This window comes from Saccharopolyspora soli, from assembly GCF_022678645.1.
Classification (GTDB): Bacteria; Actinomycetota; Actinomycetes; order Mycobacteriales; family Pseudonocardiaceae; genus Saccharopolyspora; species Saccharopolyspora soli.
Genome location: NZ_JALBWV010000010.1, coordinates 21,295 through 47,913 on the forward strand (window position 1 = coordinate 21,295; position 26,619 = coordinate 47,913).

General features: G+C 69.0%; 26 protein-coding genes. 13 read left to right on the plus strand and 13 right to left on the minus strand.

Features of this window, described 5'->3' with window-relative positions; all coding sequences use genetic code 11:
- Positions 1 to 31 precede the first annotated feature (31 nt).
- Both MOQ72_RS09565 and MOQ72_RS09570 read right to left on the minus strand, forming a co-directional pair.
- A complete protein-coding gene (locus tag MOQ72_RS09565) occupies positions 32 to 610 on the minus strand; it encodes a Uma2 family endonuclease (RefSeq protein WP_242182122.1) in 579 nt (192 codons plus the stop codon).
- Between the two features lie 69 nt (positions 611 to 679).
- Positions 680 to 1,030 (minus strand): MerR family transcriptional regulator, encoded by a 351-nt coding sequence (locus MOQ72_RS09570; RefSeq protein ID WP_242182394.1) that lies wholly within the window; start codon positions 1,028 to 1,030, stop codon positions 680 to 682.
- A 59-nt stretch (positions 1,031 to 1,089) separates the two neighbouring features.
- Between MOQ72_RS09570 and MOQ72_RS09575 the strand changes: the two genes are divergently transcribed.
- On the plus strand, positions 1,090 to 2,274 hold the full coding sequence (locus MOQ72_RS09575) for an MFS transporter (protein ID WP_242182124.1): 1,185 nt from the start codon (positions 1,090 to 1,092) through the stop codon (positions 2,272 to 2,274).
- Positions 2,258 to 3,016, plus strand: a complete 759-nt coding sequence (locus MOQ72_RS09580) for an alpha/beta fold hydrolase (RefSeq protein ID WP_242182126.1) — start codon at positions 2,258 to 2,260, stop codon at positions 3,014 to 3,016. Before MOQ72_RS09575 ends, MOQ72_RS09580 begins: the two co-directional genes overlap by 17 nt.
- On the opposite strand, the gene MOQ72_RS09585 is transcribed toward MOQ72_RS09580, so the two are convergent.
- The gene (locus MOQ72_RS09585) at positions 2,995 to 4,218 is read right to left on the minus strand and encodes an 8-amino-7-oxononanoate synthase (RefSeq protein WP_242182128.1); all 1,224 of its coding nucleotides are present in this window, start codon (positions 4,216 to 4,218) and stop codon (positions 2,995 to 2,997) included. The two genes, MOQ72_RS09580 and MOQ72_RS09585, sit on opposite strands and share 22 nt — an antisense overlap.
- Positions 4,219 to 4,431: 213 nt before the next feature.
- Between MOQ72_RS09585 and MOQ72_RS09590 the strand changes: the two genes are divergently transcribed.
- Genes MOQ72_RS09590 through MOQ72_RS09600 form a run of 3 tightly spaced genes read left to right on the plus strand, consistent with a single transcriptional unit; the run spans position 4,432 to position 7,281 of the window.
- Positions 4,432 to 5,619 (plus strand): adenosylmethionine--8-amino-7-oxononanoate transaminase, encoded by a 1,188-nt coding sequence (locus MOQ72_RS09590; protein ID WP_242182396.1) that lies wholly within the window; start codon positions 4,432 to 4,434, stop codon positions 5,617 to 5,619.
- Positions 5,619 to 6,311 carry a dethiobiotin synthase gene (gene bioD, locus MOQ72_RS09595; protein WP_242182130.1) on the plus strand — a complete coding sequence of 231 codons (693 nt, stop codon included), beginning with the start codon at positions 5,619 to 5,621 and terminating at the stop codon, positions 6,309 to 6,311. The genes MOQ72_RS09590 and bioD overlap by 1 nt, the downstream gene beginning before the upstream one ends.
- Before the next feature lie 10 nt (positions 6,312 to 6,321).
- Entirely contained in the window at positions 6,322 to 7,281 is a 960-nt protein-coding gene (locus MOQ72_RS09600) for an FAD-dependent oxidoreductase (protein WP_242182131.1), read from the plus strand.
- Positions 7,282 to 7,348: 67 nt separating this feature from the next.
- Here MOQ72_RS09600 and MOQ72_RS09605 read toward each other — a convergent pair whose 3' ends face one another.
- The 7 genes from MOQ72_RS09605 to MOQ72_RS09635 form a co-directional block, all read right to left on the minus strand.
- Positions 7,349 to 7,648, minus strand: a complete 300-nt coding sequence (locus MOQ72_RS09605) for a 4a-hydroxytetrahydrobiopterin dehydratase (protein ID WP_242182133.1) — start codon at positions 7,646 to 7,648, stop codon at positions 7,349 to 7,351.
- A gap of 52 nt (positions 7,649 to 7,700) precedes the next feature.
- On the minus strand, positions 7,701 to 8,117 hold the full coding sequence (locus tag MOQ72_RS09610; RefSeq protein ID WP_242182135.1) for a GNAT family N-acetyltransferase: 417 nt from the start codon (positions 8,115 to 8,117) through the stop codon (positions 7,701 to 7,703).
- A gap of 270 nt (positions 8,118 to 8,387) precedes the next feature.
- Positions 8,388 to 9,497: a serine hydrolase domain-containing protein gene (locus MOQ72_RS09615; protein WP_242182138.1), complete on the minus strand. Its 1,110-nt coding sequence runs from the start codon at positions 9,495 to 9,497 to the stop codon at positions 8,388 to 8,390.
- On the minus strand, positions 9,497 to 11,257 hold the full coding sequence (locus MOQ72_RS09620) for an ABC transporter ATP-binding protein (RefSeq protein WP_242182140.1): 1,761 nt from the start codon (positions 11,255 to 11,257) through the stop codon (positions 9,497 to 9,499). The genes MOQ72_RS09615 and MOQ72_RS09620 overlap by 1 nt, the downstream gene beginning before the upstream one ends.
- Before the next feature lie 169 nt (positions 11,258 to 11,426).
- Positions 11,427 to 12,320 (minus strand): ABC transporter permease, encoded by an 894-nt coding sequence (locus MOQ72_RS09625; protein ID WP_242182142.1) that lies wholly within the window; start codon positions 12,318 to 12,320, stop codon positions 11,427 to 11,429.
- Positions 12,317 to 13,270, minus strand: coding sequence for an ABC transporter permease (locus MOQ72_RS09630; protein WP_242182144.1), 954 nt, complete (start codon positions 13,268 to 13,270; stop codon positions 12,317 to 12,319). Before MOQ72_RS09630 ends, MOQ72_RS09625 begins: the two co-directional genes overlap by 4 nt.
- Before the next feature lie 13 nt (positions 13,271 to 13,283).
- Positions 13,284 to 14,873 carry an ABC transporter substrate-binding protein gene (locus MOQ72_RS09635; protein WP_242182146.1) on the minus strand — a complete coding sequence of 530 codons (1,590 nt, stop codon included), beginning with the start codon at positions 14,871 to 14,873 and terminating at the stop codon, positions 13,284 to 13,286.
- Between the two features lie 584 nt (positions 14,874 to 15,457).
- On the opposite strand from MOQ72_RS09635, the gene MOQ72_RS09640 reads away from it, so the two are divergent.
- From MOQ72_RS09640 to MOQ72_RS09650, 3 genes are all read left to right on the plus strand, one after another.
- Positions 15,458 to 16,144, plus strand: a complete 687-nt coding sequence (locus tag MOQ72_RS09640; protein WP_242182148.1) for a response regulator transcription factor — start codon at positions 15,458 to 15,460, stop codon at positions 16,142 to 16,144.
- A complete protein-coding gene (locus tag MOQ72_RS09645; protein WP_242182150.1) occupies positions 16,141 to 17,505 on the plus strand; it encodes a sensor histidine kinase in 1,365 nt (454 codons plus the stop codon). The genes MOQ72_RS09640 and MOQ72_RS09645 overlap by 4 nt, the downstream gene beginning before the upstream one ends.
- A gap of 132 nt (positions 17,506 to 17,637) precedes the next feature.
- Complete coding sequence (locus tag MOQ72_RS09650; protein ID WP_242182152.1) at positions 17,638 to 18,486, plus strand: NUDIX domain-containing protein; 849 nt, start codon at positions 17,638 to 17,640, stop codon at positions 18,484 to 18,486.
- Here MOQ72_RS09650 and MOQ72_RS09655 read toward each other — a convergent pair.
- Together MOQ72_RS09655 and trpS are read right to left on the minus strand one after the other, a co-directional pair.
- Positions 18,483 to 19,151 (minus strand): Uma2 family endonuclease, encoded by a 669-nt coding sequence (locus MOQ72_RS09655; RefSeq protein ID WP_242182154.1) that lies wholly within the window; start codon positions 19,149 to 19,151, stop codon positions 18,483 to 18,485. The genes MOQ72_RS09650 and MOQ72_RS09655 overlap by 4 nt on opposite strands.
- 136 nt (positions 19,152 to 19,287) lie before the next feature.
- The gene (gene trpS / locus MOQ72_RS09660; RefSeq protein ID WP_242182156.1) at positions 19,288 to 20,253 is read right to left on the minus strand and encodes a tryptophan--tRNA ligase; all 966 of its coding nucleotides are present in this window, start codon (positions 20,251 to 20,253) and stop codon (positions 19,288 to 19,290) included.
- Between the two features lie 208 nt (positions 20,254 to 20,461).
- Between trpS and MOQ72_RS09665 the strand changes: the two genes are divergently transcribed.
- Positions 20,462 to 20,773: a YciI family protein gene (locus tag MOQ72_RS09665; protein WP_242182158.1), complete on the plus strand. Its 312-nt coding sequence runs from the start codon at positions 20,462 to 20,464 to the stop codon at positions 20,771 to 20,773.
- Positions 20,774 to 20,815: 42 nt separating this feature from the next.
- On the opposite strand, the gene MOQ72_RS09670 is transcribed toward MOQ72_RS09665, so the two are convergent.
- Positions 20,816 to 20,986 carry a hypothetical protein gene (locus MOQ72_RS09670; RefSeq protein WP_242182160.1) on the minus strand — a complete coding sequence of 57 codons (171 nt, stop codon included), beginning with the start codon at positions 20,984 to 20,986 and terminating at the stop codon, positions 20,816 to 20,818.
- A gap of 312 nt (positions 20,987 to 21,298) precedes the next feature.
- On the opposite strand from MOQ72_RS09670, the gene typA reads away from it, so the two are divergent.
- The 4 genes from typA (at position 21,299) to MOQ72_RS09690 (ending at position 26,609) form a co-directional block, all read left to right on the plus strand.
- Positions 21,299 to 23,212: a translational GTPase TypA gene (gene typA / locus MOQ72_RS09675; RefSeq protein ID WP_242182162.1), complete on the plus strand. Its 1,914-nt coding sequence runs from the start codon at positions 21,299 to 21,301 to the stop codon at positions 23,210 to 23,212.
- Positions 23,213 to 23,459: 247 nt separating this feature from the next.
- On the plus strand, positions 23,460 to 25,205 hold the full coding sequence (locus MOQ72_RS09680; RefSeq protein ID WP_242182164.1) for an ABC transporter family substrate-binding protein: 1,746 nt from the start codon (positions 23,460 to 23,462) through the stop codon (positions 25,203 to 25,205).
- Positions 25,206 to 25,335: 130 nt separating this feature from the next.
- A complete protein-coding gene (gene mshB, locus MOQ72_RS09685) occupies positions 25,336 to 26,247 on the plus strand; it encodes an N-acetyl-1-D-myo-inositol-2-amino-2-deoxy-alpha-D-glucopyranoside deacetylase (RefSeq protein ID WP_242182166.1) in 912 nt (303 codons plus the stop codon).
- Positions 26,244 to 26,609 carry a hypothetical protein gene (locus tag MOQ72_RS09690; protein ID WP_242182168.1) on the plus strand — a complete coding sequence of 122 codons (366 nt, stop codon included), beginning with the start codon at positions 26,244 to 26,246 and terminating at the stop codon, positions 26,607 to 26,609. Before mshB ends, MOQ72_RS09690 begins: the two co-directional genes overlap by 4 nt.
- Positions 26,610 to 26,619: the final 10 nt, after the last annotated feature.

The window sequence follows — 26,619 nt, forward strand, 5'->3', positions numbered from 1 at the left end:
TGATCGGAAACCCGCAGACATCCAGCACGCGTCAGCGGTGTCTTGGCATCAGCTTTTCCAAGTCGAGCGTGATTTCGTATGGCACCGGGCGCTGCAAGGTGCCTCGGAAAATGCCTGCCGGTGCGTAAACCTTGGTCGGTTCGTCCAGTTCGTAGACGTGCACGACTGCGGTTGTGTCCTCGTCTTCGATGTACCAGTAGTGGCGGATGCCCGCGTCGGCGTACTTGCGGAGCTTGACCGTTCGGTCGCGGTGTGCCGACTCGGGTGAGACGACTTCGATGACCAGCAGCACGTCGGCAGGCTCGTACCAGGTGCGGTCCGGGTCGAATGGCGCTGTGGTGACCAGGAGATCCGGCTCCGGGCGATTGCGCTCGTCGAGCCGAATCGTCATCTCCCGCTCGACCTCGATCCCATCGGGAGCCTGGCGCGACAACTCGACGGTGAGTCCGGTGACGAGTCGGCCATGCCAGGACCGCTGCGGCGTCATCATGAAGACGAGGGCTCCGTCGATCAGTTCGGTGTGACGAGGTGCTTCTGGAAGGCGGTCCAGATCCTCCGCGAACCAGCCTTCAGCGCGCGGCGGGCGCATCCAGTCGGGCAGCGTGGTCATAGGGCAACGGTAGCGAGTCCGCGCGAGCAGGGCCACGAGCTGTGCCGATCGGGCGACGTTTGGGCTGGTCTACCGCTGGGTGGCGGTGAGGTAGTTGGACAGGGCTGTTCGGGTTTGTTGGAGGCAGGCTAGGCGGTCGTCGATGGCCTCTAGTTGAGTTCGGAGGGTTGCTAGGAGGTCCGGGCATGGTTCGAGGACCGGCAGTTCGCCCCTCGCGCAGGGCAGGACCGTGCGGATCGTTTCCGTGTTCAGGCCCGCAGCCAGCAGGTTCCGGATCTGCGCGACGATCGTGACCGCTTCCTCCGAGTAGTAGCGGTAGCCGCTCGGGGCGCGCTCGGAAGTCAGCAGGCCCTGTTGCTCGTAGTAGCGCAGCAGCCGCTGGCTCACTCCGGTCCGGTGGGAGAGCTCGCCGATCTTCATGAGATCCGGCTCACGGCTCGTTGACTCTGACATCACTGTCAAACTCTAGCTTCGACGGCATGCGAAGTCAGCAGCGGTATTGGTCGTTGATGGCATTGATGGCCTGCGTGTTCGCCATCGGAACCGCGGAGTACGCGGTGATCGGAGTGCTGCCCGACATCGCGATCGACCTGCGGGTGTCGGTCGGTACGACCGGTCTGCTCGTCACCGGGTATGCGATGACGGTTGCGCTGGCCGGGCCCGTGGTAACCGCGCTGACCACGCGAGTGCCCAGGAAAGCCCTGCTCATCGGCTTGATCGGGGTGTTCACCGCGGGCAATGCGCTGGCTGCGGTCGCAGGTTCCTTCGGCGTGCTGATGATCGCTCGGGTACTCGCGGCGTTGGTGCACTCCACCTTCTTCGCGGTCGGTCTCGTGCAGGCCGTGTCCTTGGTGGCCGAGGATCGTCGCAGTTGGGCGATTGCGGTGGTCAGCGCCGGGCTGAACCTGGCGACCGTGTTCGGTGCGCCGCTGGGCACGTTCATCGGACATGAATTCGGTTGGCGCGTGACGTTCTGGTCGATCGCCGCGCTCAGCCTGGTCGCGACCGGCTTGGTGGCGGTCACGGTGCCGACGCCGAGCGCGGCCGGAACCTCTTCGCTGCGAGCCGAGATCAAATCCTTGGGCAGCCGTGCGGTGTTCGTGGTGGTCGCGGTCACGGTGCTCACCCAGATCGCGCTGTTCACGCCTTACACCTACATCGCCACGATTCTCACCGACGTGTCCGGATTCCCGGCCGAAGCGGTGGCTTGGCTGTTGATGGCGTTCGGCGTCGGCGGGCTGGTCGGGAATTTCGCGGGTGGTCGGCTGGCCGATCTGGCGCCGTGGGGTTCGGTGCGCGGACTGCTCGTCGGGATGGCCGTTGTGCTCGCCGCGTTCGGGCTCGCCGCGGAGAGTCGAATCGCTGCTGCGGTGGGTGTTTTCGTGCTGGGCGTGGTTAGTTGCGCACTCATTCCGGCGTTGCAGTCCCGCGCATTCGCGGCGTCCGCGGGTGCGCCGACGTTGACCGTTGCGGTGAACACCTCGGCGTTCAACCTCGGCAACGCGGGAGGTGCGTGGATCGGTGGGCGGGTGCTGGACGGCGGCGGCACACCGCACTGGCTCGTCGGGATCGGAATCGCCGCCGCACTGATCGCTCTGTCAACCACTGCCGTTCGGCGCACGGCTGTTGAGGTGGAAGGAAGAACAGATGTCACTGTCCTTTGAGGTGCGTGGTTCTGGTCCAGGCCTGCTGCTGGCGCACGGAGCAGGTGGGTCGTGCACGGCGAACTTCCCGTTCATCGACCAGCTCGCCGAACAGCGCACGGTCGTCGCACCGGATTATCCAGGCGTGGCGCAGACCCCGAAGTCCCCGCAGCCGCTGGAGTTGGACCGGCTCGTGGACGACGTCGTCGCCACTGCCGTCGAATCCGGCGTGGAATCCTTCGCGGTGCTGGGCTATTCGATGGGCACGGCGGTCGCGGTCCGCGCTGCCACCCGGTATCCGGACCGCGTCACATCGCTCGTGCTCACCGCCGGTTTCGCGCGAGCCGACCGGCACTTCCGGCTCAACCTGGACCTCTGGCAGCGCTTGCTCGACGGACCTGACCGGGATGCACTCGCGCATTTCTTGCTGCTGAACTGCTTCAGCCCGGCTGTGCTCGACTCCTTCGGCGCGCAAGAGTGGACTGAGGTGTTGCGCGGCACCGCTGAAGGTGTGCCGGTAGGCACTGGCGATCACATCGACCTGCTGCGCACCATCGACATCCGCGCCGACCTGCCGAAGATCACCGTTCCCACGCTGGTCGTCGCAACCACGCTGGACACACTGGTGGCACCGCACAACTCCCGCGAACTGGCTGGTGCGATCCCCGGCGCGCGGCTGGTCGAGGTCGAATCCGGGCACCTGATCGCGGCGGAGAACCCTCGCCCGTGGCTTGCTGCTGTTCAGGACTTCCTGGACCGATGATCGACCCGTCCCAGGGGCCTCGTTCGCGTGATGATCCGATAGTCCGGTTTCGCATTGCGGAACGACTGTGTCGTGGGAGGAAGGTCAGTGCGGGTAGCCGTGATCGTTTCGACGGCCTGGGCGATTTGGTCTTCGGTGAGGTCGGCTCGGGCCGTCAGGCGTAGGCGGGACGCCTCGTCCGGGACCGATGGTGGGCGGAAGCAGCCGACGACGATGCCTTCCTCCCGGCACCTGGCCGCCCACCGCACCGCTTGGTCCGGGGAGCCCGCCGGGATCGACAGCACCGCCGCGCCCGGCTCGCTGACCGGAATCCCGGTTTCCACCAGGCCCTTGTGGAACAGTTTCGCGACGTGCTGGACGCGGTCGGCTCGGTCGGGTTCCGCGCGCAGGATCTCCAGCGCGGACTTCGCCGCTCCGGCGCATGCCGGAGCCAGGCCGGTGTCGAAGATGAATGTCCGGGCCGTCTGCGCGAGGTGCCGGATGACGCGGCGCGGCCCGAGCACTGCGCCGCCTTGGGTGCCGAGGGACTTCGACAATGTCACGGTCGCGACGACGTCGGGTTCACCGCACAGACCAGCCGCGCGGAACGCTCCTGCTCCGCCAGGTCCGATGACGCCCAGCCCGTGGGCATCGTCGACGAGCAGCCCGGCACCGTGTTCTCGGCAGGCACGGTGCAGTTCGGGCAGCGGCGCAACGTCTCCGTCCACTGAGAACACCGACTCCGTCACAACCAGTGCACGTTCGCGGAGCTGCGCTCGCACCGACTTGACGTTCGCGTGCGCGGCGATCGTGGTTTCGGCGCGGGACAGGCGGCACCCGTCGATCAGCGAGGCGTGGTTGTGCTGGTCGGAGACGATGCGGGTGTCCGCCAGCGCGGTGATGGCCGCCAGATTCGCCGTGTAGCCCGAGGAGAACACCAGCGCGGCTTCGGCGCCGTAGAAGTCGGCGAGCTGCTCCTCCAGTTCGCCGTGCAACTCGGTCGTGCCGGTGACCAGCCGCGATCCCGTCGAGCCCGCGCCCCACCTGCGAACCGCGTCCGCCGCCGCGCTGACGACCCGCGGATCACGTGCCAGGCCGAGGTAGTCGTTGCTGGCCAAGTCGAGACCGGTGTCATCGGATCGCCGAGGTCGCAGGGTTCTGGTCAGACCGGCGCGTTGCCGCTGTTCGATTCGCTGGTCGATCCAGTCGAAAGCCGAGGACATGCGGCAACCCTCGCACGGGCGTGCGTCATCGATCACTGTCCGAAGTGAACAATTGAACCGCGCGGATGTTGTGCGTGCCGCTGGTGCGTTGCGTCGGCGGCCTTCGGCATGATCTCGGCATGTCGTCGAATTCGTTGAAGTGCAGGGAAAATCGTAGTGCTTGAGCGGCTCCTGGCGCTGGATCGCGAGCACGTGTGGCACCCCTACGGTCCGATGCCCGGCGTGGACCGGCCCTTCCTGGTGGAATCCGCGCGGGGCGTGCGGCTGCGGGTCGCCGGAGTCGGGGAGCTGGTCGACGGGATGTCGTCCTGGTGGGCCGCGATCCACGGGTACCGGCACCCGGTCCTCGACCAGGCGGTGCGCGAGCAGGTCGACCGGATGAGCCACGTGATGTTCGGCGGACTGACCCACGAGCCCGCGATCCGGCTGGCCACCCGACTCGCGGAGCTGACGTCGCTGCCGCACGTCTTCCTCGCCGACTCCGGCTCGGTGTCCGTGGAGGTCGCCATCAAGATGTGCCTGCAGTACTGGCGTTGCACCGGCCGTCCGGAGAAGCACCGACTGCTGACCTGGCGGGGTGGCTACCACGGCGACACCTGGCATCCGATGTCGGTCTGCGATCCCGAGGGCGGCATGCACCACCTGTGGCGCGGGGTGCTCGCCGAGCAGGTGTTCGCGGACGCCCCACCGGCGGATTACGACGAGGACTACGCCGACCAGCTGGCCGCACTGCTGGCGCGACATGCCGGGGAACTGGCCGCGGTGATCGTGGAGCCGGTGGTGCAGGGTGCCGGTGGGATGCGCTTTCACAGCCCTGGTTACCTGCGGAAACTTCGTGAGCTCTGCGATGCGCACGACGTCCTGCTGATCTTCGACGAGATCGCCACCGGCTTCGGGCGCACTGGGGAGCTGTTCGCCGCCGACCATGCCGGAGTGCGCCCGGACGTGATGTGCCTGGGCAAGGCGCTCACCGGCGGCTACCTGACGATGGCCGCCACGCTGTGTACCGAGCGGCTCGCAGCTGGGATCCCGGCGCTTGCGCACGGGCCGACTTTCATGGCCAACCCGCTGGCCGCGTCGGTCGCGAACGCGTCGCTGGACGTGCTGCTCGACCAGGACTGGCGGCGGGAGGTCAAACGGATCGAGGCCGGACTGCGCGCCGGGCTCGAACCGGCGCTCGCGGTCCCCGGAGTCGTAGACGTGCGCGTGCTGGGGGCGATCGGCGTGGTGCAGGTCGATCGACCGGTCGACATGGCCAAAGCGACTGCTGCGGCCGTTCGGCACGGTGCGTGGCTGCGGCCCTTCCGCGACCTGATCTACGCGATGCCGCCGTTCATCACCGGCGACGACGACCTCGCGCGCATCACCACTGCGATGATTTCCGCTGCTCAGGAGGGTTGATGTCGATCTTTTTCGTGACCGGCACCGGGACTGAGGTCGGCAAGACCATCGTCACTGCGGCCATCGCCGCGCTCGCCAGCAGCGTTGCGGTGCTCAAGGCCGCGCAAACCGGTGTCGCCGACGGCGAAGCCGGTGACACCGCGACGGTCGCGCGGCTCAGCGGCGTAGCCGCGGTGGAGCTCGCGCGGTACCCGGAGCCGCTCGCGCCAGCGACAGCCGCGCGACGGGCAGGAGCACCGCCGGTGCGGCCGAAGGCCGTGGCGGCGGCTGCGGCGGAGCTGGCGGCGGAGCACGAGCTGGTGCTGGTCGAGGGGGCTGGTGGTCTGCTCGTCCGCTACGACGACACCGGTGGCACGCTTGCGGACGCTGCGATCGAGTTGTCCGCGCCGGTGCTCGTGGTGGTGCACGCCGGGCTCGGCACGCTCAATGTCGCGGCGCTGACAGCGGAAGCGCTGAGAGTTCGCGGATTGCGTTGTGCCGGGGCGGTCATCGGCAGCTGGCCTGCCGCGCCGGATCTCGCGGCGCGCTGCAATGTCGCAGATCTGCCAGAAGTGATGGGCGCTCCGCTGCTCGGTGCGATGCCGGAGGGCGCCGGGCGGCTCGCGCCCGAGGAGTTCCGGTCCGTCGCGCACCGGGCACTGGCTCCCGAGCTGGGTGGCGCGTTCGAGGCCATCGAATTCGCGGGCTGCTAGCGTGTCCAAGATGACCGAATCCGCGGATCCGGTGCTGGTGATCGGCGCGGGAGTGCAGGGCCTGACCACTGGGGTCGTGCTCGCCGAGGCGGGCCGGCGCGTGCGGATCCGGACGGCCGACCGGCCGCAGGACACGACCTCCGCGGTCGCTGGCGCGATGTGGGGTCCGGCGATGCTGCGACCGGCCGACCGGGTGCTGTACTGGGTGACCCGGTCGCACGCCGAGTTCACCGCGCTCGCTCGCGACGAGGCGTCCGGCGTGCACCTCGCCGCAGGCCGGATGGCCGCCCGGGCCGACCTCGGCGACACGCTGCCAGCCGAGACGAAACTGATCCCTGACCTGCGGCGTTGCACGCCTGCGGAGCTGCCCGAGGGGTTCGTCAGCGGTTACCGCGCGACCGTGCCGCTGATCGACATGCCGCGCTACCTCGACTACCTGGTGGACAGGTTCCAGGACGCCGGTGGCGAGTTGCTGCTCAGCCCCGTGACATCGCTGGCCGACGCGGTCGCGGAAGCGGCGACGGTCGTCAACTGCACGGGCGTGGGCGCGTGTGAGCTGGTCGGCGATCCGGGCGTCCACCCGGTGCGCGGCCAGCACGTCATCGTGCGCAATCCCGGGCTCGACGAATACTTCATCGAGCTGACCAACTCCGAAGAGTTCGTCGGCTACCTGCCGCATGGCGACCGGGTGGTGCTCGGCGGCGTGGCGGTGGAGCACGACTGGGACCGCACACCGCGCGACGACGTCAGCGCGGGCATCCGGCGTCGGTGCGCCGCGGTCGAGCCGCGACTGGCCGATGCCGAAGTGCTCGCGGAACAGGTGGGGCTGCGGCCTGGCCGCGACGCGGTGCGGGTGGAGGCGGAGCGCTACGAAGGCGCGCGCATCATCCACAACTACGGCCACGGCGGCTGCGGCGTCGCGTTGTCCTGGGGATGCGCCTTCGAAGCCGCAGACCTCGCCGGAGCCTGACGGTCGTGAGTGCGTAGCCGGGCTCCAGCACGGTTGAGCACTCGCGAGGGCGCGGCGAGGCCCGGCCTCAGCTCTGCTCGAAGGCGTCGATCACGGAGTCGATCTCCTGCGCCAGCGATACGTCCGCCTGCGTGATGCCGCCCTTGTAGTGGGTGATGCAGTAGAAGGTGAGCTTGCGCCAGCGCACGTCGATGTCCGGGTGGTGGTCCTCCTGCTCCGCGATCTCCGCGATTCGGTTCACCGCCTGGATGGCCTGCGGGAAGTTGGCCATCTCCACCGTTCGCGTGAGCTTCCCGGCTTCGTGGTGCCAGTCCGTCAAGTGGTTGAGCGCTTCGGTCACCTGGTCGTCTGTCAGCAGCTCTGCCATACCGACCATGATGGTGGACGACGACGGCCACCGCGACCGTCTGAAGGACCGGTTACGAGCCCTGTCGGGACGGACGCTCCAGGTACGTGTGGTCGGGTTCGGCGAAGCCGTAGGCGCGGTAGAGGCCGTGGGCGTCGTCGGTGTGCAGCATCCAGCGGAAGTTCCGGCCGGGGCCGTCCTCGATCATCGCCTGCACCAGGGCTTTCCCCACGCCGTGGCCACGCGCCTGCGGGATCACGAAGACATCGGCGAGGTACGCGCTGGCCACCCCGTCGGAGAACGCCCGCGCGAAGCCGAGCAGTCGACCGTCGGGCTTGCGGTAGGCGCCCACCACCCGCCAGGCGAGGTCGATCTGCTGCTCGACGTGCTCGCGCCGCCGCCAACGGCCCCAATACGCCTGTGTGGAAAGGAAATCCCACACCGCATCGCGATCCACGCGGGCCCGCGAGTCGTCCACCTCGAAGTCCATGCGACCGAGGCTACGACCGCGAACCGGCGGACCGCGCCGGGCACAGTGCACGCATTTGATCATCAGGATGAACGGTCTGCCAAGAGCGGGCACGGGGCCAGTTGAGCGTCGCGGCGGCGGTCTACCACCGAAAGCGGCTACCGCCGCTTGCTTGAAGACCGCCCACGCCACGCCCAATCCGCGCACCCTCCTACAAGCTCGTTTTGCGTGGCGGTGTCGGTAGCCGAACCCGTCCGAGCGGTTCGCGATTTCTCGCGAAATTGTGCGGCGTTAGAGGCAGGTGTGGAGTGCGGTCAGGAGGCGGTGGGAGCGGTTGTCGAAGCCCTCGGTTCGCATCAGGCAGGGACTGAAGGCGAACGCCACGCCCAGGCGTGGCCAGCAGCCGAACAGCGAACCGCCCGCGCCGCTGTGCCCGAAGCCGGTGGCTTCCGGACCGTAGGTCCGCATCGAGTCCTGCAGTTCGTAGCCCAGTCCGAACACCAGCGGTCGACCCGTGCCCGGATCCGTGCCCCGGCTTTCCTCCTGGCGGATGCGGTCGAGCGTCCACGCGCTGACCAGTTTCCCGCTCACCAGCGCCGAATACACCGCCGCCATGCCGCGCGAGGACGCCATCGCACCGCCGCCTGGCGTCCCGCTGCGCCACCAGGCCGGGGTGTTCCACGGCGAATCAGTGCCCAGCAGCGTGGGCGGATTGCCGTAGACCTTGTCGCGGTAGGCCAACGCTTCCGGGGTGTTCAGCCGGTTCGCCACCTGGTAGTCGGCGGCTCGCCAGCGCCGCCCGGTGCGGGTCCACTCCGATTCCGGCAGGCCCAGCCAGCAGTCGGCCGGGATCCGCTCGGCGAGTTCGGTCCGCAGGTACTCGCCGATCTCCCGGCCGTCGACCCGCCGGACGAGCTCGGCGGCCAGCCAGCCGTAGGTCAGCGCGTGGTACGCGGTGGTGGTACCGACTGGCCACAGTGGACGCTGTGCGGCCAGCAATGCCGCCATCGCCTGGTTGTCCGTCGACTCCTCGCGGGTGACCGGACGCTGCGGATACGGCAATCCGGCCGAGTGCGAAAGCAGTTGCCGGACCTCGACGTCCTGCTTGCCCGCCGCGCCGAACTCCGGCCAATACCGGGCCACGGGTGCTTCCGGGTCGATCGAGCCGCTGTCGATCAGCAACGCGATACCGGTGGCGACGAGACCCTTCGTACCGGAGAACACCGGCATCAGCGTGTCGGTCGTCATGGGCTCGGTGCCCTCGGGGTTGCGGTGTCCGCCCTGCAGATCGACGATCTGCGCCCCGTCGCGGAACACGGTGAACGCGGCCCCCGCGTCGTCGTCGGCGACGATCTCGGCGAATTCCGCGGCGACCCGCTCGAACCCCGCTGCGACCGGCATCAGCTCCTCGCCTCCAAGTGGAAGTTGGGTGCGTCGGACAGCAACGACCGCGTGTACTCGTGCCGCGGCGCGGTGAACACCTCTTCGGCCGGTGCCTGCTCGACGATCCGCCCGTCCCGCAGGATGGCCACCTGCTGCGCGATGTTGCGCACCAACGCGATGTTGTGCGTGACGAACACCAGCGCCAGTCCCATCTTCTCCCGCAGGTCCTGGAGCAGGTCGACGATCGCCGACTGCACCGAGACGTCCAGCGCCGAGGTGATTTCGTCGCAGATCAACACCTCGGGTCGGGTGACCAGGGCGCGAGCGATCGCCACGCGTTGGCGCTCGCCGCCGCTGAGCTGGTCCGGGTAGCGTTCGGCGATGTCCGGGCGCAGCGCGGCGAGTTCCAGCGCCTCGATCACCCGATCCGTGCCCTCGGAATCACCACCGAGCACCGAGATGGGCTGCGCCACCAGGTCGCGCACCCGGCGGCGCGGATTCAGCGATTCGTACGGGTTCTGGAACACGTACTGGACCTGTCGGCGCTGCTCGCGGGTCCGCTTGGTGCTGCTGGGGGCCAGTTCGGTGCCGTGCAGCAGCACCGAACCCTCGTGCTTCGGGTGCAGCCCGGCCAGGCAGCGGGAGAGCGTCGTCTTGCCGCTGCCGGATTCGCCCAGCAGTGCCAGGCAGGAACCGGCGGAGACGGCCAGCGAAACGTCCTGCAGGACAGCGGTATCGGTGTACCACGCCCGGACCTCGCGCACCTCCAGGACTGGTTCGACCGCTTCCGAGACGGGTTGCGACACCCGAGGATCGGCGACCAGTCGGCCGGAACGCGGGTGTAGGCAACGGATTTCGTGACCAGCGGCCAACTCCTGAACCAGCGGCACGTCGGTGCGGCACTCGTCGGTCGCCGCAGCGCAGCGGGGCGCGAATGCGCAGCCCGCCGGGCGATCCAGCGGCGACGGCGCCTGACCGTCGATGGCCTGCATCGCCCGCTCGCCGTCCAGGTCCGGCACCGCGAGCACCAAACCGGCCGTGTAGTGGTGGCGCGGCTCGTTGAGCACCTCGGTGGTCGGCCCGGTCTCCACGATGCGACCGGAGTACATCACCGCGATGCGGTCGGCCAACTCGGCGACCACCGCCATGTCGTGCGAGATGTACACCCCTGCCGTGCCGTGCCGTTCGCACATCTCGCGGATCGTGGTCAGCACCCGCTTCTGGGTGGTGACGTCCAGACCGGTGGTCGGCTCGTCCAGCACCACGACCTCCGGTCGGCCCACGAACGCCATCGCGATCGCGATGCGCTGCTGCTGACCACCGGAGAGCTGGTGCGGGTAGCGGCGCAGGAACTCGTCGTCGTTGGGCAGCGCGACCTCGGCGAGCACCTGCATGATCCGGTCCGCCGCGGCGCTGCCGGAGACGTCGTGCACCCCCTCGGCGAGCTGGGTGTACAGCTTCAGGGCCGGGTTGAGCGCGGAGCCCGGCGACTGGGGGATGTAGGCGACGCGGCGACCGCGCAGTGCGGCGGCCTGCTTCGGCGGCAGGTCGGTCAGCTCGGTGTCGCCGACCCGGATGCGGCCGTCGGCGATGCGGGTGCCGCGCTTGCAGTAGCGCAGCATCGCCAGGCCGAGCGTGGTCTTGCCGGAGCCGGATTCCCCGATCAGGCCGAGGATCTCGCCCGGTGCCAAGGTGAACGACACGTCGGCGACGATGGCGGCCTCGGAAGGCACACCCCGGATCTCCACCCCGGCTGCGTCCAAAGCAGTGGCAGACATCAGCACCCCCAACGGGTCGGTTGCGAATTCCAGGCTCGTCTTGCGCGGCAGTGCGAGTGACGGGACCTCAGAGCCTGTCTTCGAGGTAGCTGTGCGGGACTCGGCCGTGGCCGATTTCGCGCGAAATCGCCAGTTCTGCGACCCGCGCCGCACGCAGCGAACGTGACCATCAGTGGTCCTTCTCGACGCCGCGGTCGACTCCGGCGACCGAGCGGGCCAGGCCGTCGGCCACCAGGTTGGTGCCGATGGTCAGCACCGCGATCGCCAGCACCGGCAACACCACCGCCCACGGCTGCACCGTCAGCGCGATCCGGTTCTCGTTGATCATCAGGCCCCAGTCCGCGGTCGGCGGCTGCAAGCCCAGGCCGAGGAAGCTCAGCCCGGCGACCAGCCCGATCGAGTAGTTCAACCGCAGCCCGAGCTCGACCAGCACGGTCCCGGTGACGTTCGGCAGGATTTCGCCGAGCAGGATTCGAAGCCGGGACACCCCGATCGCCTCGGCCGACTTGACGAAGTCGCGTTCGGCGACCGACAGCGTCGCGGCCCGCACCACGCGCATCACGCGCGGCAGATGGCTGCCGCCGACCACCAGCACCAGCAACCACAGCTGCGGGCCGATGACGCTCACGAACAGCAGCGCCAGCACCACCTGCGGGAAGGCCAGCGCGATGTCGCCGAAGCGCATCAGCAGTTCGTCCAGCCAGCCGCGCCGGTACCCGGCGTACATGCCCAGCAGCGCGCCGAGCCCGACACCGAGCAGCGTGGCCAATACCGCTAGCACCAGCAACGTCTGTCCACCGTGGAGGAACCGGGTTAGCACGTCGCGGCCCAGGTTGTCCGTGCCGAACCAGGAACTCGCGGTCGGGTTGGAGAACGGGGTGTCGACGAATTCGGTGGCACCGTGCGGCGCCAGCAGCGGCCCGACGACCGCGGTCAGCACCACCAGGACCGAGAGTGCGAGGCCGATCTTGGTGCGCGGCAGCCGCAGCGCGTCCCGCCACACGCCAGCCGCGCGGGGCACCGCAGTGGACGGAGCTGCGTGGGTTTGCGCAGTCGTGGTCATCGCGCGGCGGACCTCACCTTCGGATTGGCGGCCAGACTCACCACGTCGGCCAGCAGGTTCACGACGATGTACACGGCCGCGATGGCCAGGGTCAGCGTCTGCACCACCGGCAGGTCGCGATTGTTCACCGCATCCACCAGCGCGAACCCGATACCGGGGAAGCGGAACAGGAACTCGACGATGACCACACCACCGGCCAGCCAGGCCAGCTGCAGCGCGATCACCTGCGCCACCGGTCCGATCGAGTTCGGCAGTGCGTGCCGCAGGATCACGGTGCGCTCCGGCAATCCCTTCAGCCGCGCCTGTTGCACGTACTCGCTTTCCAGCACCTCGATCATGGTGGCGCGCATGATGCGAACGATGTACGGCGAGACCGCGAGCACCATCGTCAGCGTCGGCAGCACCAGCTGGGTCGGATCGCTCCACACCGAACCCGAGCCGGTCATCACGTACACCGCGGGCAGCAGGTTGAGCACCCCAGTGGAGAAGATCAGCACCAGCACGATGCCGACCACGAACTCCGGCAGTGACGCCAGCACCAGGCTGACCACCGAGGTCGCGTGGTCGAAGGTCCTGTCGCGCCGCAGCGCGCTGTAGGTGCCGACCAGGATGGACAGCGGCACGCTGATCAGCGCGGCGCACAACATCAGGGCCAGCGAGTTGTTCAGCCGCGAGCCCAGCAGTTCCGTCACTGGCATGCCGTTGGCGTAGGACTCGCCGAGGTCGAGCCGGAAGATGTTGCCCAACCACGAGAAGTACTGCAACCACATCGGCTCGTCGAGGTGCAACTGCTCGCGCAGCGCGGCCAACCGCTCCGGGGTGGCTTCGCGGCCCAGGATGGCTCGGGCGGCGTCACCGGGCAGCGCTTGGGTGGCCAGGAAGACCACCACCGACACGGCCCACAGGATGACCACGCCGAGCAGAATCCGCTTGACCAGCAACCGAGTCATTGGTGCACCGTCCTCACTGCGCCAGCCACGCGTGTCGGAAGCCGTAGGAGTTCAACGGAGCCCCGCTGCGGTCCGGGGCCAGCCCGACGACCCGGACGCTGTGCGCGTCGAGCTGGTTCGGGAAGCCCCAGATGAGGTAGCCACCGCTTTCCCACTCGATCTGCTGCGCCCGCGCGATGAGCTCCTTGCGGCGCGCCGGATCCGCGGTGGCTCGCGCCTGGTAGACGAGGTCGTTGAATTCCGGGTGGTTCCAGTGCGTTTCGTTGTAGGCCGCATCGGGCAGGCTGCCGGAACCCGCCTGCGCCAGGAAGTTCCGGGTGTACCAGTAGTCCTGCGCGAAATCCCAGGACAGGTACATGTCGCCGTAGAACTCACCGGAGTCCACCCGGCGGATGTTGACGGTGATCCCGGCGTCGGCGGCCTGCTGGGCGAACACCTGCGCGGCTTCCACCACACCGGCCGCCACCGGCGAGGTCACCAACTCGACGGTCAGGTTCTCCTTGCCCGCCTCGCGCAGCAACTGCCGAGCCCCGGCCACGTCGCGCTTGCGCTGCGGCAAGGTCGAGTTGTACAGCGGATCCGCTGGCGAGTACACGTCGTTGCCGATGGTGCCGTGACCGCCGAGCACCTGCTTGATCATCTGCTCGCGGTCCACGACGAGCCGGAACGCCTGCCGCACCCGGACGTCGTCGAACGGCGGCCGGTCCACCCGCATGGTGAACGGGATCCACGAACCGGTCTGCGATTCCAGCAACCGCAGGTTCGGGTCGGCGTCGAGCACCCGCAGCAGTCCCAGCGGCACCTGGTCGATCGCATCGACCTGGCCGCCGAGCAACGCGTTGATCCGGGCGGTGTCGTCCGGGAAGTCGATGATCAGGACCTCGTCCAGGTACGGCTCGCCGCTGCGCCAGTAGTTGCGGTGCTTGGTGAACAGGCTCTGCTGGCCGGGTTCGAAGGAATCGAAGGTGAACGGGCCGCTGCCGACCGGCCGGTTCGGGTCGTAGTCGACCGGCACGATTCCGTTGGCGTACTCGGCGAACTGGTCGGGCAGCGTGACGTCCGGACGCGACAGGGTCAGCCGGACGGTCCGCGGGTCCAGCGCCTGCATGGCGTTGAGGTCCAGCGAGCTGAGCCCGACGGCACCGTTCTTCGGGTCCGCCGGGTCCGCGATGCGGCGCAGGGTGTGGATCACGTCCTCGGCGCCGAGGGTCTTCCCGTTGTGGAACTCGACGCCTTCGCGCAGCCGGATCGTCCAGGTCAGCGCCTGCGAATCGGCCTCCACGGACTCGGCCAGGGACGGTTCGACCTGGTAGTCGTCGTTGAACCGCAGCAGCGTGTCGTAGAGCTGGAAGATGCGGGCCTGGTCGGGGTGGGTCACCGTGGCGTGCGCGTCCAGGGTGTCCTTGCTGGAACCGCCGACGATGCCGACCCGCAACCGTCCGCCGTACTGCGGCGGTCCGGATGGGATCGGCGCCTTGCGCACCGCACCGCCCGCGCACCCGGTGACGACGGCACCCGCGCCCACCGCACCGGCGCCGATCGCGACGTACCGGAGGAAGTCGCGACGACTCGGGCCGGGGTTCGACTGCCCGCTGCTCGGCATCCGGCGGAACCTCCTGTGTCTTGCGGGGCACCCGTCGGCGCGGTGAGCGCCGGTGACGTGGCCGTTCGGGCGGCACGAGGGCGTCGCGACAGCGCCCCGCTGGCGCTTGCGTTTCGACCTGCGACTGATTGATCAGTCAATCGATCGCATCGACCTTTGCGGACCCGATCGAGGCTGTCAAGCCGCCATATGCTGGGTAGATATGTCAAGCCCCCGGCTGTTCTAGGCGGTTGAACATGGTGTTCTCTTGCTACTTTCGCAACGCTTGATCGAGTTCGCGAATGGCGGTTGGCCACTGGTTTCGCCGGTCTCGGCGGCATGCGGCGCGGGTTCCGACCGAGGCGCGAGCGACTTCTGTCGCAAGCGGATGGCCCGGCGTTAGCCGGGCGAGTCGTTGGCGAGGGAGATCACAGTCCACCGTTACCGACGGCTGCGGATCCACTTCGGATGGTGATCGGCCGATCCGGGTCTACCGCGCATTTCCCGGCTGGCTGTTGCTGAGATCAGCCTGAGAAAGGGGCGCGCAGCTGAGAACCGGCTGAGATTCGATGCCTCCGGGGGCAGCGGATCGGCATGCTTGGGCCATGGTGCCGCGGGTGCTGGTGGTGGACGACGAGCCGGGAGTTCGGGCCGCGCTGCGCCGCGGCCTGTCCGCCGAAGGCATGGAGGTGACCGTCGCTTCCGACGGCACCGATGCCCTGCGCCTGGCCCTGACCGGTGCCTTCGACGTCGTGGTGCTGGACGTGATGCTGCCCGGCCTGTCCGGTTACCGGGTGCTGGAACGGATGCGCGGCCAGGACGTGACCACGCCGGTGCTGTTGATCTCGGCGAAGAACGGCGAGGTCGACCAGGCCGACGGGCTGGATCTCGGCGCGGACGGTTACCTGGTCAAACCCTTCTCCTTCCTGGTGCTGGTCGCGCAGGTCCGCGCGTTGCTGCGGCGGCGTGACACCGCCGGTCGGCAGGTGAGCCTGCGGGTCGGCGCGTTGGAGATCGACCGCGACACCCGCGAGGTGCGGTGGGCGGGCGAGCCGATCGCGCTTTCGCCCCGCGAGTACGGACTGCTGGTCGCGCTCGCCAGCCACCCGGAAGCCGTGGTGCCGAAGGACGATCTGCTGCGCATGGTGTGGGGCGAGGAGCAGTTCGTCACCCGCAACGTCGTCGAGGTCTACGTCGGTTATCTACGTCGCAAGCTCGCCGCGGTCGGTGCCGGGGAAGTGGTGCAGACCGTGCGCGGCCAGGGCTACCGCGTCTGCGCCGAACCGGCATGATCAGGCGTCTGCGCCGGTGGTGGCACCGCCGCACCATCCAGTTCCGGACCAGCGTGGTCGCCGCTGTCGTCGCATTGATCGGTCTCGGCGTGATCGCGCACGCGAGCACCGGGATCGTCAGCTGGCTGCTGATCGAATCGGTCGACTCCGACCTGCAGCGCACCGCCACCGCCGCCGCGCGTCAACTCGCCAGCGGTGCCGCACCGGCCGTAGTGGCAAACCCGGACGTCCGCGTGCTGGACAGCTCGGGAGCGCCGCTCGACTCGCTGCCCGAACCGAACCTGCACCACTGGCAGATCGATGAGCTGCGATCCGGCGACGGCGTGCTCGACTTCGAGCCCCCCGCCGAACTGCACAGGTGGCGCGGCGTCGTCGTGCACGACCCGACCGGCCGACCACTGCTCGTCGCCACCGGTGCTCGACTGGTCGGATTCACCGACACCGCGGGCAGAACCGGTCAGCTGCTGAGCTTCGGTTCGATCCTCGCCGCCGCACTCGTCGGGTTGGCCACCTGGTTGGTGGTGCGCCGATCCCTGCGCCCGGTGGAACGGATGCGGGTGGCCGCCGCCGGACTCCCCGAAGGCCACCGGTTGCCGGTGCCCGAAGCCGCCGACGAGATCCGCGCGCTCGCCGAGGAGCTCAACACGATGCTCGCCCGGCGCGACGTCGACACCGAACGGTTGCGCCGGTTCACCGGCGACGCCGCGCACGAACTGCGCAACCCGGTCGCGTCGATCCGCGCCCAAGCCGAAGTCGCCGTCGTGCATCCGGATCCGGAACTCGCCCACGAGACCCTGCAGGACATCGCGCACGAGGCCCAACGCCTGTCCGCCCTGGTGGAAAGCCTGCTCGCGTTGGCTCGGGCGGAGCGCGACACGGCTGCGCCGGGGCAGCCGGTCGATCTCGGCACCGCGGTGCGGACTGCCGCCGACCGGCTCGCACTGCCTGACGGGCCGCAGATCACGGTCGACGTCCCGGCTCGGCCGGTGCTGGTCCTGGCCGATCCGGCGGAAGTGTCGACCGTGTTGGACAACATCGTCGGCAATGCGTTGCGCTACACCCGGACGTCAGTGCGGGTCTCGGTTTTCGCTGATGGCATGGGCTCCTCCGGTGTGGACTGGGTGCGGTTGGTGGTGGACGACGACGGGCCGGGGATCCCGGTGGCGCACCGTCGCCGGGTGTTCGACCGGTTCTACCGGGTCGAGCCGGATCGGGCGCGCAGCACCGGCGGAGCCGGACTCGGGCTCGCGCTGGTGGCCGAGGCGGTGCGCCGCCGAGGCGGAGCAGTCCGCGCCGCGGCGGCGCCGGGCGGCGGAGCCCGCGTCGAGGCGCGGTGGCCCCGGTACCGGGCCGAGGGCTGAGCCGCGGCGGCGGAGCCGAGCGGCGAGAACCCGCGGCGGTGCGAGCTGAGTCCGACACCGCAAACGGCTACGCCGTTTGAAAGACCTGGGCGGCGGCAGCAGGTCGGGCTGGATCGGGCAAGATGTGCGCACGTGTCGGTTTTGCGGAGCACGGGACTGATCGCGGCACCTCCGGCCACGGTGGGGGCCGCGCTGCGGCACACCCGGACGGCCGAGGTCGGACTTGCCGACGTCGGCGTCAGCGGCCACGCCGCGACCCGCCCGGCCGCACTGCTCGTGCCCGGCGACGAAATCGTCTTCCACACCAGAATCGCCTTCCTCCCTGCTGATCTGACCACTCGAATCGTGCGCGCCGACGCCGACGCGATGAGTTCTGTGCTGGTTTCCGGCCCGCTGCCGGAGTTGCGCCACGAGTCGGTGCTCGCCGAGGTCGGCCCCCGGACCCTGCTCACCGATTCGGTGCACTGGACGACGCCGTGCGGTCCGCTGGGACGGCTCGCCGACATCACCGTTGTCCGCCGTTTTGTGCTTGAGGTGCTGGCCGCCCGCATCGCCGGAGTCCGGGAGCTCGCCGAATCCTGGGCCACGCGCCCGATCGTCGTCGGCACCGCAATCGTCCATAAGGGACGATTGCTGGCCCAGCAACGCCGCTACCCGGCGCCGGACGCCGGACGCTGGGAACTGCCCGGCGGCCGAGTCGAGCCCGACGAGGACGAACCCGCCGCAGTGGTGCGGGAATGCCAGGAAGAGCTCGCCGTCGAAGTGCGCCCGACCGGCCGGGTCGGCACGGACGTCCCGCTCAACAACGGGATGCTGCTGCGCATCCACACGGCCGAACTGGTGGACCCGACGGCCGTCCCGAAGGCGGTGGAACACCACGAAGTTCGCTGGGTGACGGCGGACGAGCTGACCGAACTCGACTGGCTGGACGCCGACCGAGTCCTCGTCCACTCCCTCCGGAACGTGCTGAGTGATGCCTAGAGCTCCAGCAGCTCCGCAGGATCGAACGACAGCGAGAACGGCAGCTCAGTCTCGAAGGTCTGGCCGTCCAGCGCCTTGGCATGGTCCCGGTACTCGCCGTCTTCCAAACGCAGCAGTTCCACCGAAACGCGTTCGCGCTCCCTGGCAATATCAACCCGCATGAAATACGGGATACCAGCCTTGGCGTACTCCGCAGGTTTGTCCACGTAATCGTTGTGACGGCTCGACTTCGACACGCACTCGCCGATGAGTAGGACTGCCTGGGTTGGAATCCAGACACGTCCACGTGCTGGTTCCCGAAGCACCGCAAAGTCGGGTTGTGCCCACCGCATCGCCGAGATCTGCGGCATCTCGACGTTCAGCGTCGTGTAGGCGTTGCCACCAAGGCGACGCGCAGGTGCGCGCATCCGGAGGTAGAGCTCGTCCGCCGCATAGACGTTCGCGGAACCTTCGTAGGGACTCACAATCAGCTTCCCGTCCAGGCACTCGTACTTGGCCGGGGGCATCCCCGGAATCGGTAGGTACCTGTCGGCGAGCTCGGGCGTCCACAGACCGTCCAGATCCACGAGCGGATCGAACGGTGCGTGCGGGTCGAACGCTGGTGCAGCCACGGCGGCACTCCTCTCGACCGAGAACGCGGTGTTGCTTTCCATCACAGTACCCATGAGTCCAGGTTGTCGGCACTGATCACGTGTTCGCCAGGTGATCCACTCGAACTAGTGAACGAAAGCGCAGATATGGAGAGGTGAGGGGCACCCGTGACCGAGTAACTGGGTCACAGGTGCCCCTCACCTGGCAAAATCAGCGCAACCCGGTCACCCGGAGGGCGGCTTGGATGCGCGGCTGGGCTCGCTCGCTCGCCCGCTTCGCGCCGTGGGCCCGGATGCGGTCCAGCTCCGCCGGGTCGGCCAGCAGCTCCCGAGCGCGGTCGCGCACCGGTCGCAGTTGCTCGATCACCGCCTCCGCCACGGCTTCCTTGAGGTCCGCGTAGGTGCTCGCGGCTTCCGTTGCGGTGTAAGGACTCGTGTCCTTGCAGGCGGCGAGGATCTCCAGCAGGTTCGCCACTCCCGGACGACCCTCCGGGTCGTAGCGCACCTCGTCGAGGCCGTCGGTGACCGCCCGCCGGAACTTGCGGCGGATGACGTCGGGCTCGTCGAGCACGAACACCACACCGGGGGACTGCTGGTTGGACTTCTCCATCTTGCGGTTCGGGTCGGACAGGTCGCGGATCCGCGCCGCGGTCTTGGGCACCACGGCCTCCGGGACGGTGAACACGTCTCCGTAGTTCGCGTTGAACCGGCGGGCCAGCGTGCGGGCCAGCTCCACGTGCTGGTCCTGGTCGCTACCGACCGGCACCTCCGTCGCGCCCTGCAGCAGGATGTCGGCGGCCATCAGCACCGGGTAGGTCAGCAGGCCGACCCGCACCGACTCCTGCCCGGCGCCCTTCTCCTTGAACTGCACCATCCGGGCGGCCTCGCCGTAGGAGCAGGTGCACTCCAGGATCCAGTTCAGCGTCCCCAGCTCACCGGCCAGATCGGACTGCACGAACACCGAGTCCGGATCGATGCCAGCCGCGAGCAGCACCGCGAACTGCTCGCGGGTGAGCGCGCGCAGCCGCTGCGGTCGGTGCGGTGCGGTCATGGCGTGCAGGTCGGAGACGAAGAACAGGTCCGCGGGTTGGCGCTCAGCCGCCCACCGCCGCACGGCGCCGAGGTAGTTGCCGAGCTGGACGTGGCCAGATGGGGTGATTCCGGACAAGCGTGTCATTGGTCTCTCCTGGTGTGTTGGTGGCTACCACCGGATCGACCTCGCAATGCTCGGCCGCCCGGACGAGCGGCCGATGATCTGCGTCTTCAGTGCGCGATGCTGACGGGCCGCCCGCTGGCGGCCCACCAGATGCTCAACATTGCGCGCACGCCGCAATGTTACCGCTTGGTGATCGGCAGCGGTCAAGTCGAAGGGCTACCGTGAAAGAATGTTTGTAGTGCTGCTGCAATACACCGCGCCGGAATCGGATATCGATGCCCAACTGGTAGATCACTACGAATGGGTAACCCAGCATTACGACGCTGGCGACTTCATCGCCGCCGGACACCGCCACCCACGCAGCGGCGGGGTGATCATCGCGCGGGCGATGTCCCGCGGCAGACTGGACGCCATCCTCGCGACCGACCCGTTCGCGCTGCACAAACTGGTCCGCTACGAGGTGATCGAATTCCAGGCGCGACGGACGATCCCCGAGTTGGCGAAGTACGCCGACCCGCTGACCACGGTCGCGCGGAGGTAGCCCCGCCACCTACCCCCAGCCACGGCGAGCGCCGCGGCCAGATCATTTCGCGCCCTTTTTCTTTGCCGTCTTATTGTCGTTCTTTTGCGTTTTCTTGACCTCTTCCGCCTTGGCGTCGCGCAACAACTTTCGCAGTACCACGATCGGGCAACTGTTGCAGGGTGGTTGCGAGCGGCAACATTTCTTTTTGACCTTGATGGTGCCTTTGCCCACGGTTTGTCTTTCCGATGCGAGACGGGGTTGGGCACAGGCTAGGCGAACCTAACCGCGGTTGGCGAACTTGATGTCGGGCACCGGCGTCGACTGTTGCGCTGAGCACGCGACGGCCGGTCCCGCATCAGGTTGCACTAGGCTGGGTGCAGCCGCGCGTCGACGCGCGTGCCCCTGCGCCCGCAGGGGCGCTGCACCATCAGCTCCGCACCACGGGCGCAGTGGAGCCGCGGCTCGGTGCCTCTACGGGACACCGGCATCCGACCAAGTCGACGAACCGCCGCGCCCCTTCCATGCCGAGCCAGGAGTACCCGCGTGTCCGCCACCAGCGTCGCCGCCCCCATTCGCAGCGATCTGCGCAACGTAGCGATCGTCGCGCACGTCGATCACGGCAAGACCACCCTGGTGGACGCCATGTTGCGGCAGTCCGGGGCCTTCTCCGAACGCGCCGAGCTCATCGACCGCGTGATGGACTCCAACGACCTGGAGCGGGAGAAGGGCATCACGATCCTGGCCAAGAACACCGCGGTCCGCCGGGAGACCGGGGAGGGGCCGGTGACCATCAACGTGGTGGACACCCCAGGTCACGCCGACTTCGGTGGCGAGGTGGAGCGCGCCCTGTCGATGGTGGACGGCGTGCTGCTGCTGGTGGACGCCAGCGAGGGCCCGCTGCCGCAGACCCGGTTCGTGCTGCGCAAGACGCTGGCCGCCGGGCTGCCGGTGATCTTGGTGGTGAACAAGGTCGACCGGCCGGACGCCCGCTGCGCCGAGGTCGTCGAGGAGACCCACGACCTGCTGCTGGAGCTGGCCAGCGAGCTCGACGGACAGGTCGAGCTCGACATGGAGGCCATCCTGGACCTGCCGGTCGTCTACGCCTCCGCACGCGCTGGACGCGCCTCGCTGGCCCAGCCGGTGGACGGCGAGCTGCCCGCCGAGGAAGACCTGACCGCGCTGTTCGACGTGCTGCTCAAGCACGTGCCCGCGCCGGTCGCCGACACCGAAGCGCCGCTGCGGGCACTGGTGACCAACCTCGACGCGTCCTCGTTCCTGGGCCGGATCGCGCTTTGCCGGATCCACTCCGGCAACCTGCGCAAGGGCCAGACCGTCGCGTGGTGCCGCGCCGACGGCAGCGTCGAGAAGGTCCGGCTCACCGAGCTGCTGATCACCCAGAACCTCGACCGGGTGCCCTGCGAGCAGGCGTCCGCGGGCGACCTGGTCGCCATCGCCGGGATCCCGGACATCACCATTGGCGACACCCTCGCCGACCCCGACTCGCCGGAGCCGCTGCCGCGGATCACCGTCGACGCCCCGGCCATCTCGATGACCATCGGCGTCAACACCTCGCCGCTGACCGGCCGCAACGGCGGCACCAAGGTCACCGCGCGGCTGGTCAAGAACCGGTTGGACGCCGAGCTGATCGGCAACGTCAGCATGAAGGTGCTGCCCACCGAGCGGCCGGACGCCTGGGAGGTGCAGGGCCGCGGCGAGCTGGCGCTGGCGATCCTGGTGGAGACCATGCGCCGGGAGGGCTTCGAACTCACCGTCGGCAAGCCGCAGGTGGTCACCCGGACCATCGACGGTCGGCTGTGCGAGCCGTTCGAGCGGCTGACCATCGACGCCCCCGAGGAGCACCTGGGCGCGATCACCCAGCTGCTGGCCGGGCGCAAAGGTCGGATGGAGACGATGGACGGGCACGGTACCGGCCGCATCAAGCTGGAGTACGTGGTGCCCGCCCGCGGCCTGATCGGGTTCCGCACCGAATTCCTCACCGAGACCCGCGGCACCGGCATCGCCAACCACGTCTTCGAGGGCTACTTCCCGTGGGTGGGCGAGCTGCGCACCCGGCACACCGGTTCGCTGGTGGCCGACCGGGCGGGCGCGGCGACCACCTACGCGCTGCTGCAGTTGGCCGACCGCGGCAGCTTCTTCGTGTCGCCGGGCAACGAGGTGTACGAGGGCATGGTGGTCGGGGAGAACCCGCGCGCCGAGGACCTCGACGTCAACATCACCAAGGAGAAGAAGCTCACCAACGTGCGGTCCTCCACCGCGGACGAGCTGGAGCGGCTGGCCAAGCCGCGCGCGCTCGCGCTGGAGGAGGCGCTGGAGTTCTGCTCCGCCGACGAGTGCGTCGAGGTGGGACCGACGGCGATCCGGGTGCGCAAAACGGTTCTGGACAGCACCACCCGAGCTCGCGAGCGCTCCCGCGCCAAGGCCCGCGACAACGCCTGAAACTCGTTTTTCGTGCGGGTGGTCGCTCAGCGGTTCCTCGGATACTGGGCTGAGCTGCGGGTTCGCCGGGAATCTGGTCGTTTTCCGGGCGGCCGGGTTGGGCGGCGAGCACACTTGGCCCGGACCCCGGTGTCGATCACCGGTACGGCGATGGGAACCATGGAGGCTCTCGCGCGTCTTCCGAACGTGCGAGTCGTCCCGGTGGCCGGGGCGGTCGGGGGAGCACGGACATGAGGGGAGGTTCGGCGTGTCCCAGGGTCGACGCCGCCCACTGGCTGCGGTCTCCCTGCTGGTGACAACCGTCAGCGTGGTGGCAGCCTGCACGAATGCGCCGCCACCGCCTCTGGTGTCGCAACCGCCGACACCGTCCCCGACCACCAGCGCCCCGCCGACCCAGCCGATGCCGGTGGAGGTCGTGGTCGGGGTCGACGAACTGGAGGGCGGGTTCAACCCGCACACCCTCGCCGACCTGTCGCCGACGAGTTCGGCGCTGGCCAGCCTGATGCTGCCTTCGGTGTTCCGCCCGGCCCCCGACGGCAGCCTGCAGTTGGACAGCACGCTGATGGAATCGGCGGAAGTGGTGCCGGATGCGGAGAAGTTCACCGTCCGGTACCGGATCAAGCGGGAGGCGAACTGGTCCGACGGCGCGCCGATCGCCGCCGAGGACTTCGTCTACCTGTGGGAGCAGCTGCGGTCCCAGCCGGGGGTCGCCGATCCGGCCGGTTACCAGCTCATCGACGACGTGGCTTCGCGGCAGGGCGGCAAGACCGTCGAGGTGACCTTCGCCAAGCCGTACCCCGGCTGGCAGACGCTGTTCAACAACCTGCTGCCCGCGCACCTGCTGCGGGACGCGCCGCGCGGTTGGGCGACCGTGCTCGACGACGGTTACCCGGCTTCCGGCGGGCCGTTCGCGATCCGGCAGGTCGACCTCGATCGCGGCGAGATCATCCTGGAGCGCAACGACCGGTACTGGGGGCCGCCCGCGCAGTCCGACCGGATCGTGCTGCGCGCGGTCGACAAGGCGCGCCAGGTGGAGGCGCTGCGCAGCGGCGACAGCCACCTGGCGGTGTTCAGCGCGGACCGGAGCACGATGCAGTCGCTGCGCGAACTCGGGGACGCGGTGCAGCTGATCACCGTGCCGCGCCCGGCCACCATGGAGGTGCTGCTGCGGCAGGACAGCCGGGCGTTGGCGGATGTCAAGGTGCGGCAGGCGGTTCTCGCGGCGCTCGACCGACCGGCGTTGATCGAGGCCGGAACCGATGGCGGGCCAGGTGACCAGTTCCAGGCGCACGCCCAGGTGCTCGCGCCGTCCGAGCCCGGCTACACGCCGACGGAACCGGTGCTGCCGAACCGCCCGGATCCCGCGCAGGTCGAGCGGTTGCTCAACGAGGCTGGCTACCACCGCAGCGGCGGGGCGTGGATGCGCGACGGCCGCCCGCTGAACCTGGTCATCGCGGCCCCCTTCGAGCACGAGTCGTACATCCGGATCGCCGAGGCGGCCGCGGGCCAGCTGCGGGAGCAGGGGATTCAGGCGACCGTGGTGACACCGACCGGTGATCAGCTCTTCGGCGAGACGCTGGCCGTCAACCCGCGATCCGGGGATTCCGGCGGGGCGAGTTCGGTGGACATGGCGATCGCGCCGCGCCCGGCGGGCGGCGATCCGGCGGCGATGATGGCTGCTTCGTACGGGTGTCCGGGCGTGGCCGCCGACAGCGAGCAGCCGTTCCCCTACAACGATGCGGGGTTCTGCGACGAACTGTTGCAGCCGACGATCGACGCGGCGTTGACCGGGCAGGTGCCGTTCCAGGAGGCGGCGGGGACCGTCGAGTCGGTGCTGTGGCGGGACGCGATCGCGCTCCCGCTCTACCAGCAGGCGCAGGTCCTCGCGCTGCGTCGAGAGGTCACCGGAGTCGAGCCGGGCAATGGCCTGGCCGGACCGTTCTCAACGGCGGCCCACTGGGTCGGAACACACGCCGATAGCGACGGCTATTAATGCCCGTTGGGCTGCGTCACGGCTGATCGGGTGTCGGCGCGAGATCGTTCGTAGCACACGGCATTCGGACATTCGGAGCAATGGCGCTACCGTGCGCCGTGCGGTGCACGCCGCAGATTAGGCTGGACCGGTGACGCTGACGGCCCCTCCGCGGTTGCTGCTGGTGCACGCGCACCCAGACGACGAAACCCTTTGGACCGGCGGGACGATCGCCCGCTACGCCGCTCGCGGTGTGCAGGTGGTGGTGGTGACCTGCACCCTCGGCGAGGAAGGCGAAGTGATCCCGGAAAGCCTGCGCGGCTTGGCCGCCGACCAGGCCGACCAGCTCGGCGGCTACCGGGTGGGCGAGCTGCGGTCGGCCTGCGCCGCGCTGCGGGTGGCCGATCACCGGTTCCTCGGCGGTGTCGGGCGCTGGCGCGACTCCGGGATGCAATGGGAGCGGCCCGGCCAGGCGGGCGCCCGGCCCGACGCGCATCCGCGCGCCTTCGCCACCGGCGATCTGCAGGAGCAGACCGATGCGCTGGAAGCCGTGTTGCGCGAGGTGAAGCCGCAGGTGGTCGTCAGCTACGCCGCCAATGGCGGCTACGGCCACCCGGACCACATCCGCGCCCACGAGGTCACTGTTGCGGCCGCTGCGAAAGTGCCCGAAGTGCAGCGGGTGTTCTACGCGGTGCCGTCGCGCGACGCGCTCGCGAAGGGGCTGGCCGCGTTGGCGCAGACCGAAGACATGCCGTTCGAGCTGCCCGCGTTGGAGGAGTTGGCCAGCGTCGAGGACGAATCGATCACCACGGTGGTCGAGGTGTCCGAGCACCTGGCGGCCAAGATCAGCGCGCTGCGCGCGCACGGCACCCAGGTGAAGGTGTGGTTGGAGCAGTGGCGCAACGGCGACGGTGTCGCGGCGTACGCGCTGTCCAACGGCGTCGCCCATCCCGTTGTGACGACCGAGCACTACGTGTTGGCGACCGGTGATCCGCAGGGCTGCGAGACGGATCTGTTCGGCGGGCTCGGGGTGAGCGGTACCGAGCCGGTGGACGACCGTTGACCGCACGGGAGCACGTGTTGTTCGGTTTCCTGCTGGTCGATGCGGCGGTCTTGGCCGTGGTCGAGCTGTTGTTCCTGCCGTCCTACTTGGGCGCTGTGCAGTTCCCGATCACCGCGGCGATCGCGGCGGTGACGACGCCGCTGCTGGTTGCCGAGGCCGCGCGGATCTCGCCGCGCCGCCGGGTGGCCGGAGCGCCGCTGGTGGTGTGGTTCGTGACAGTGTTCGTGTTCGGCGTCCTCGGGCCGGGCGGCGACATCGTGTTGCTCGGCAACGATTGGCGCACTTTGCTGCTGATCGGCGGGGGTGCGTTGCCAAGCGCGCTGATGCTCGGAATCGTGATGGGCAAGCACGCCAAGACGTGAGCCGCTGGAG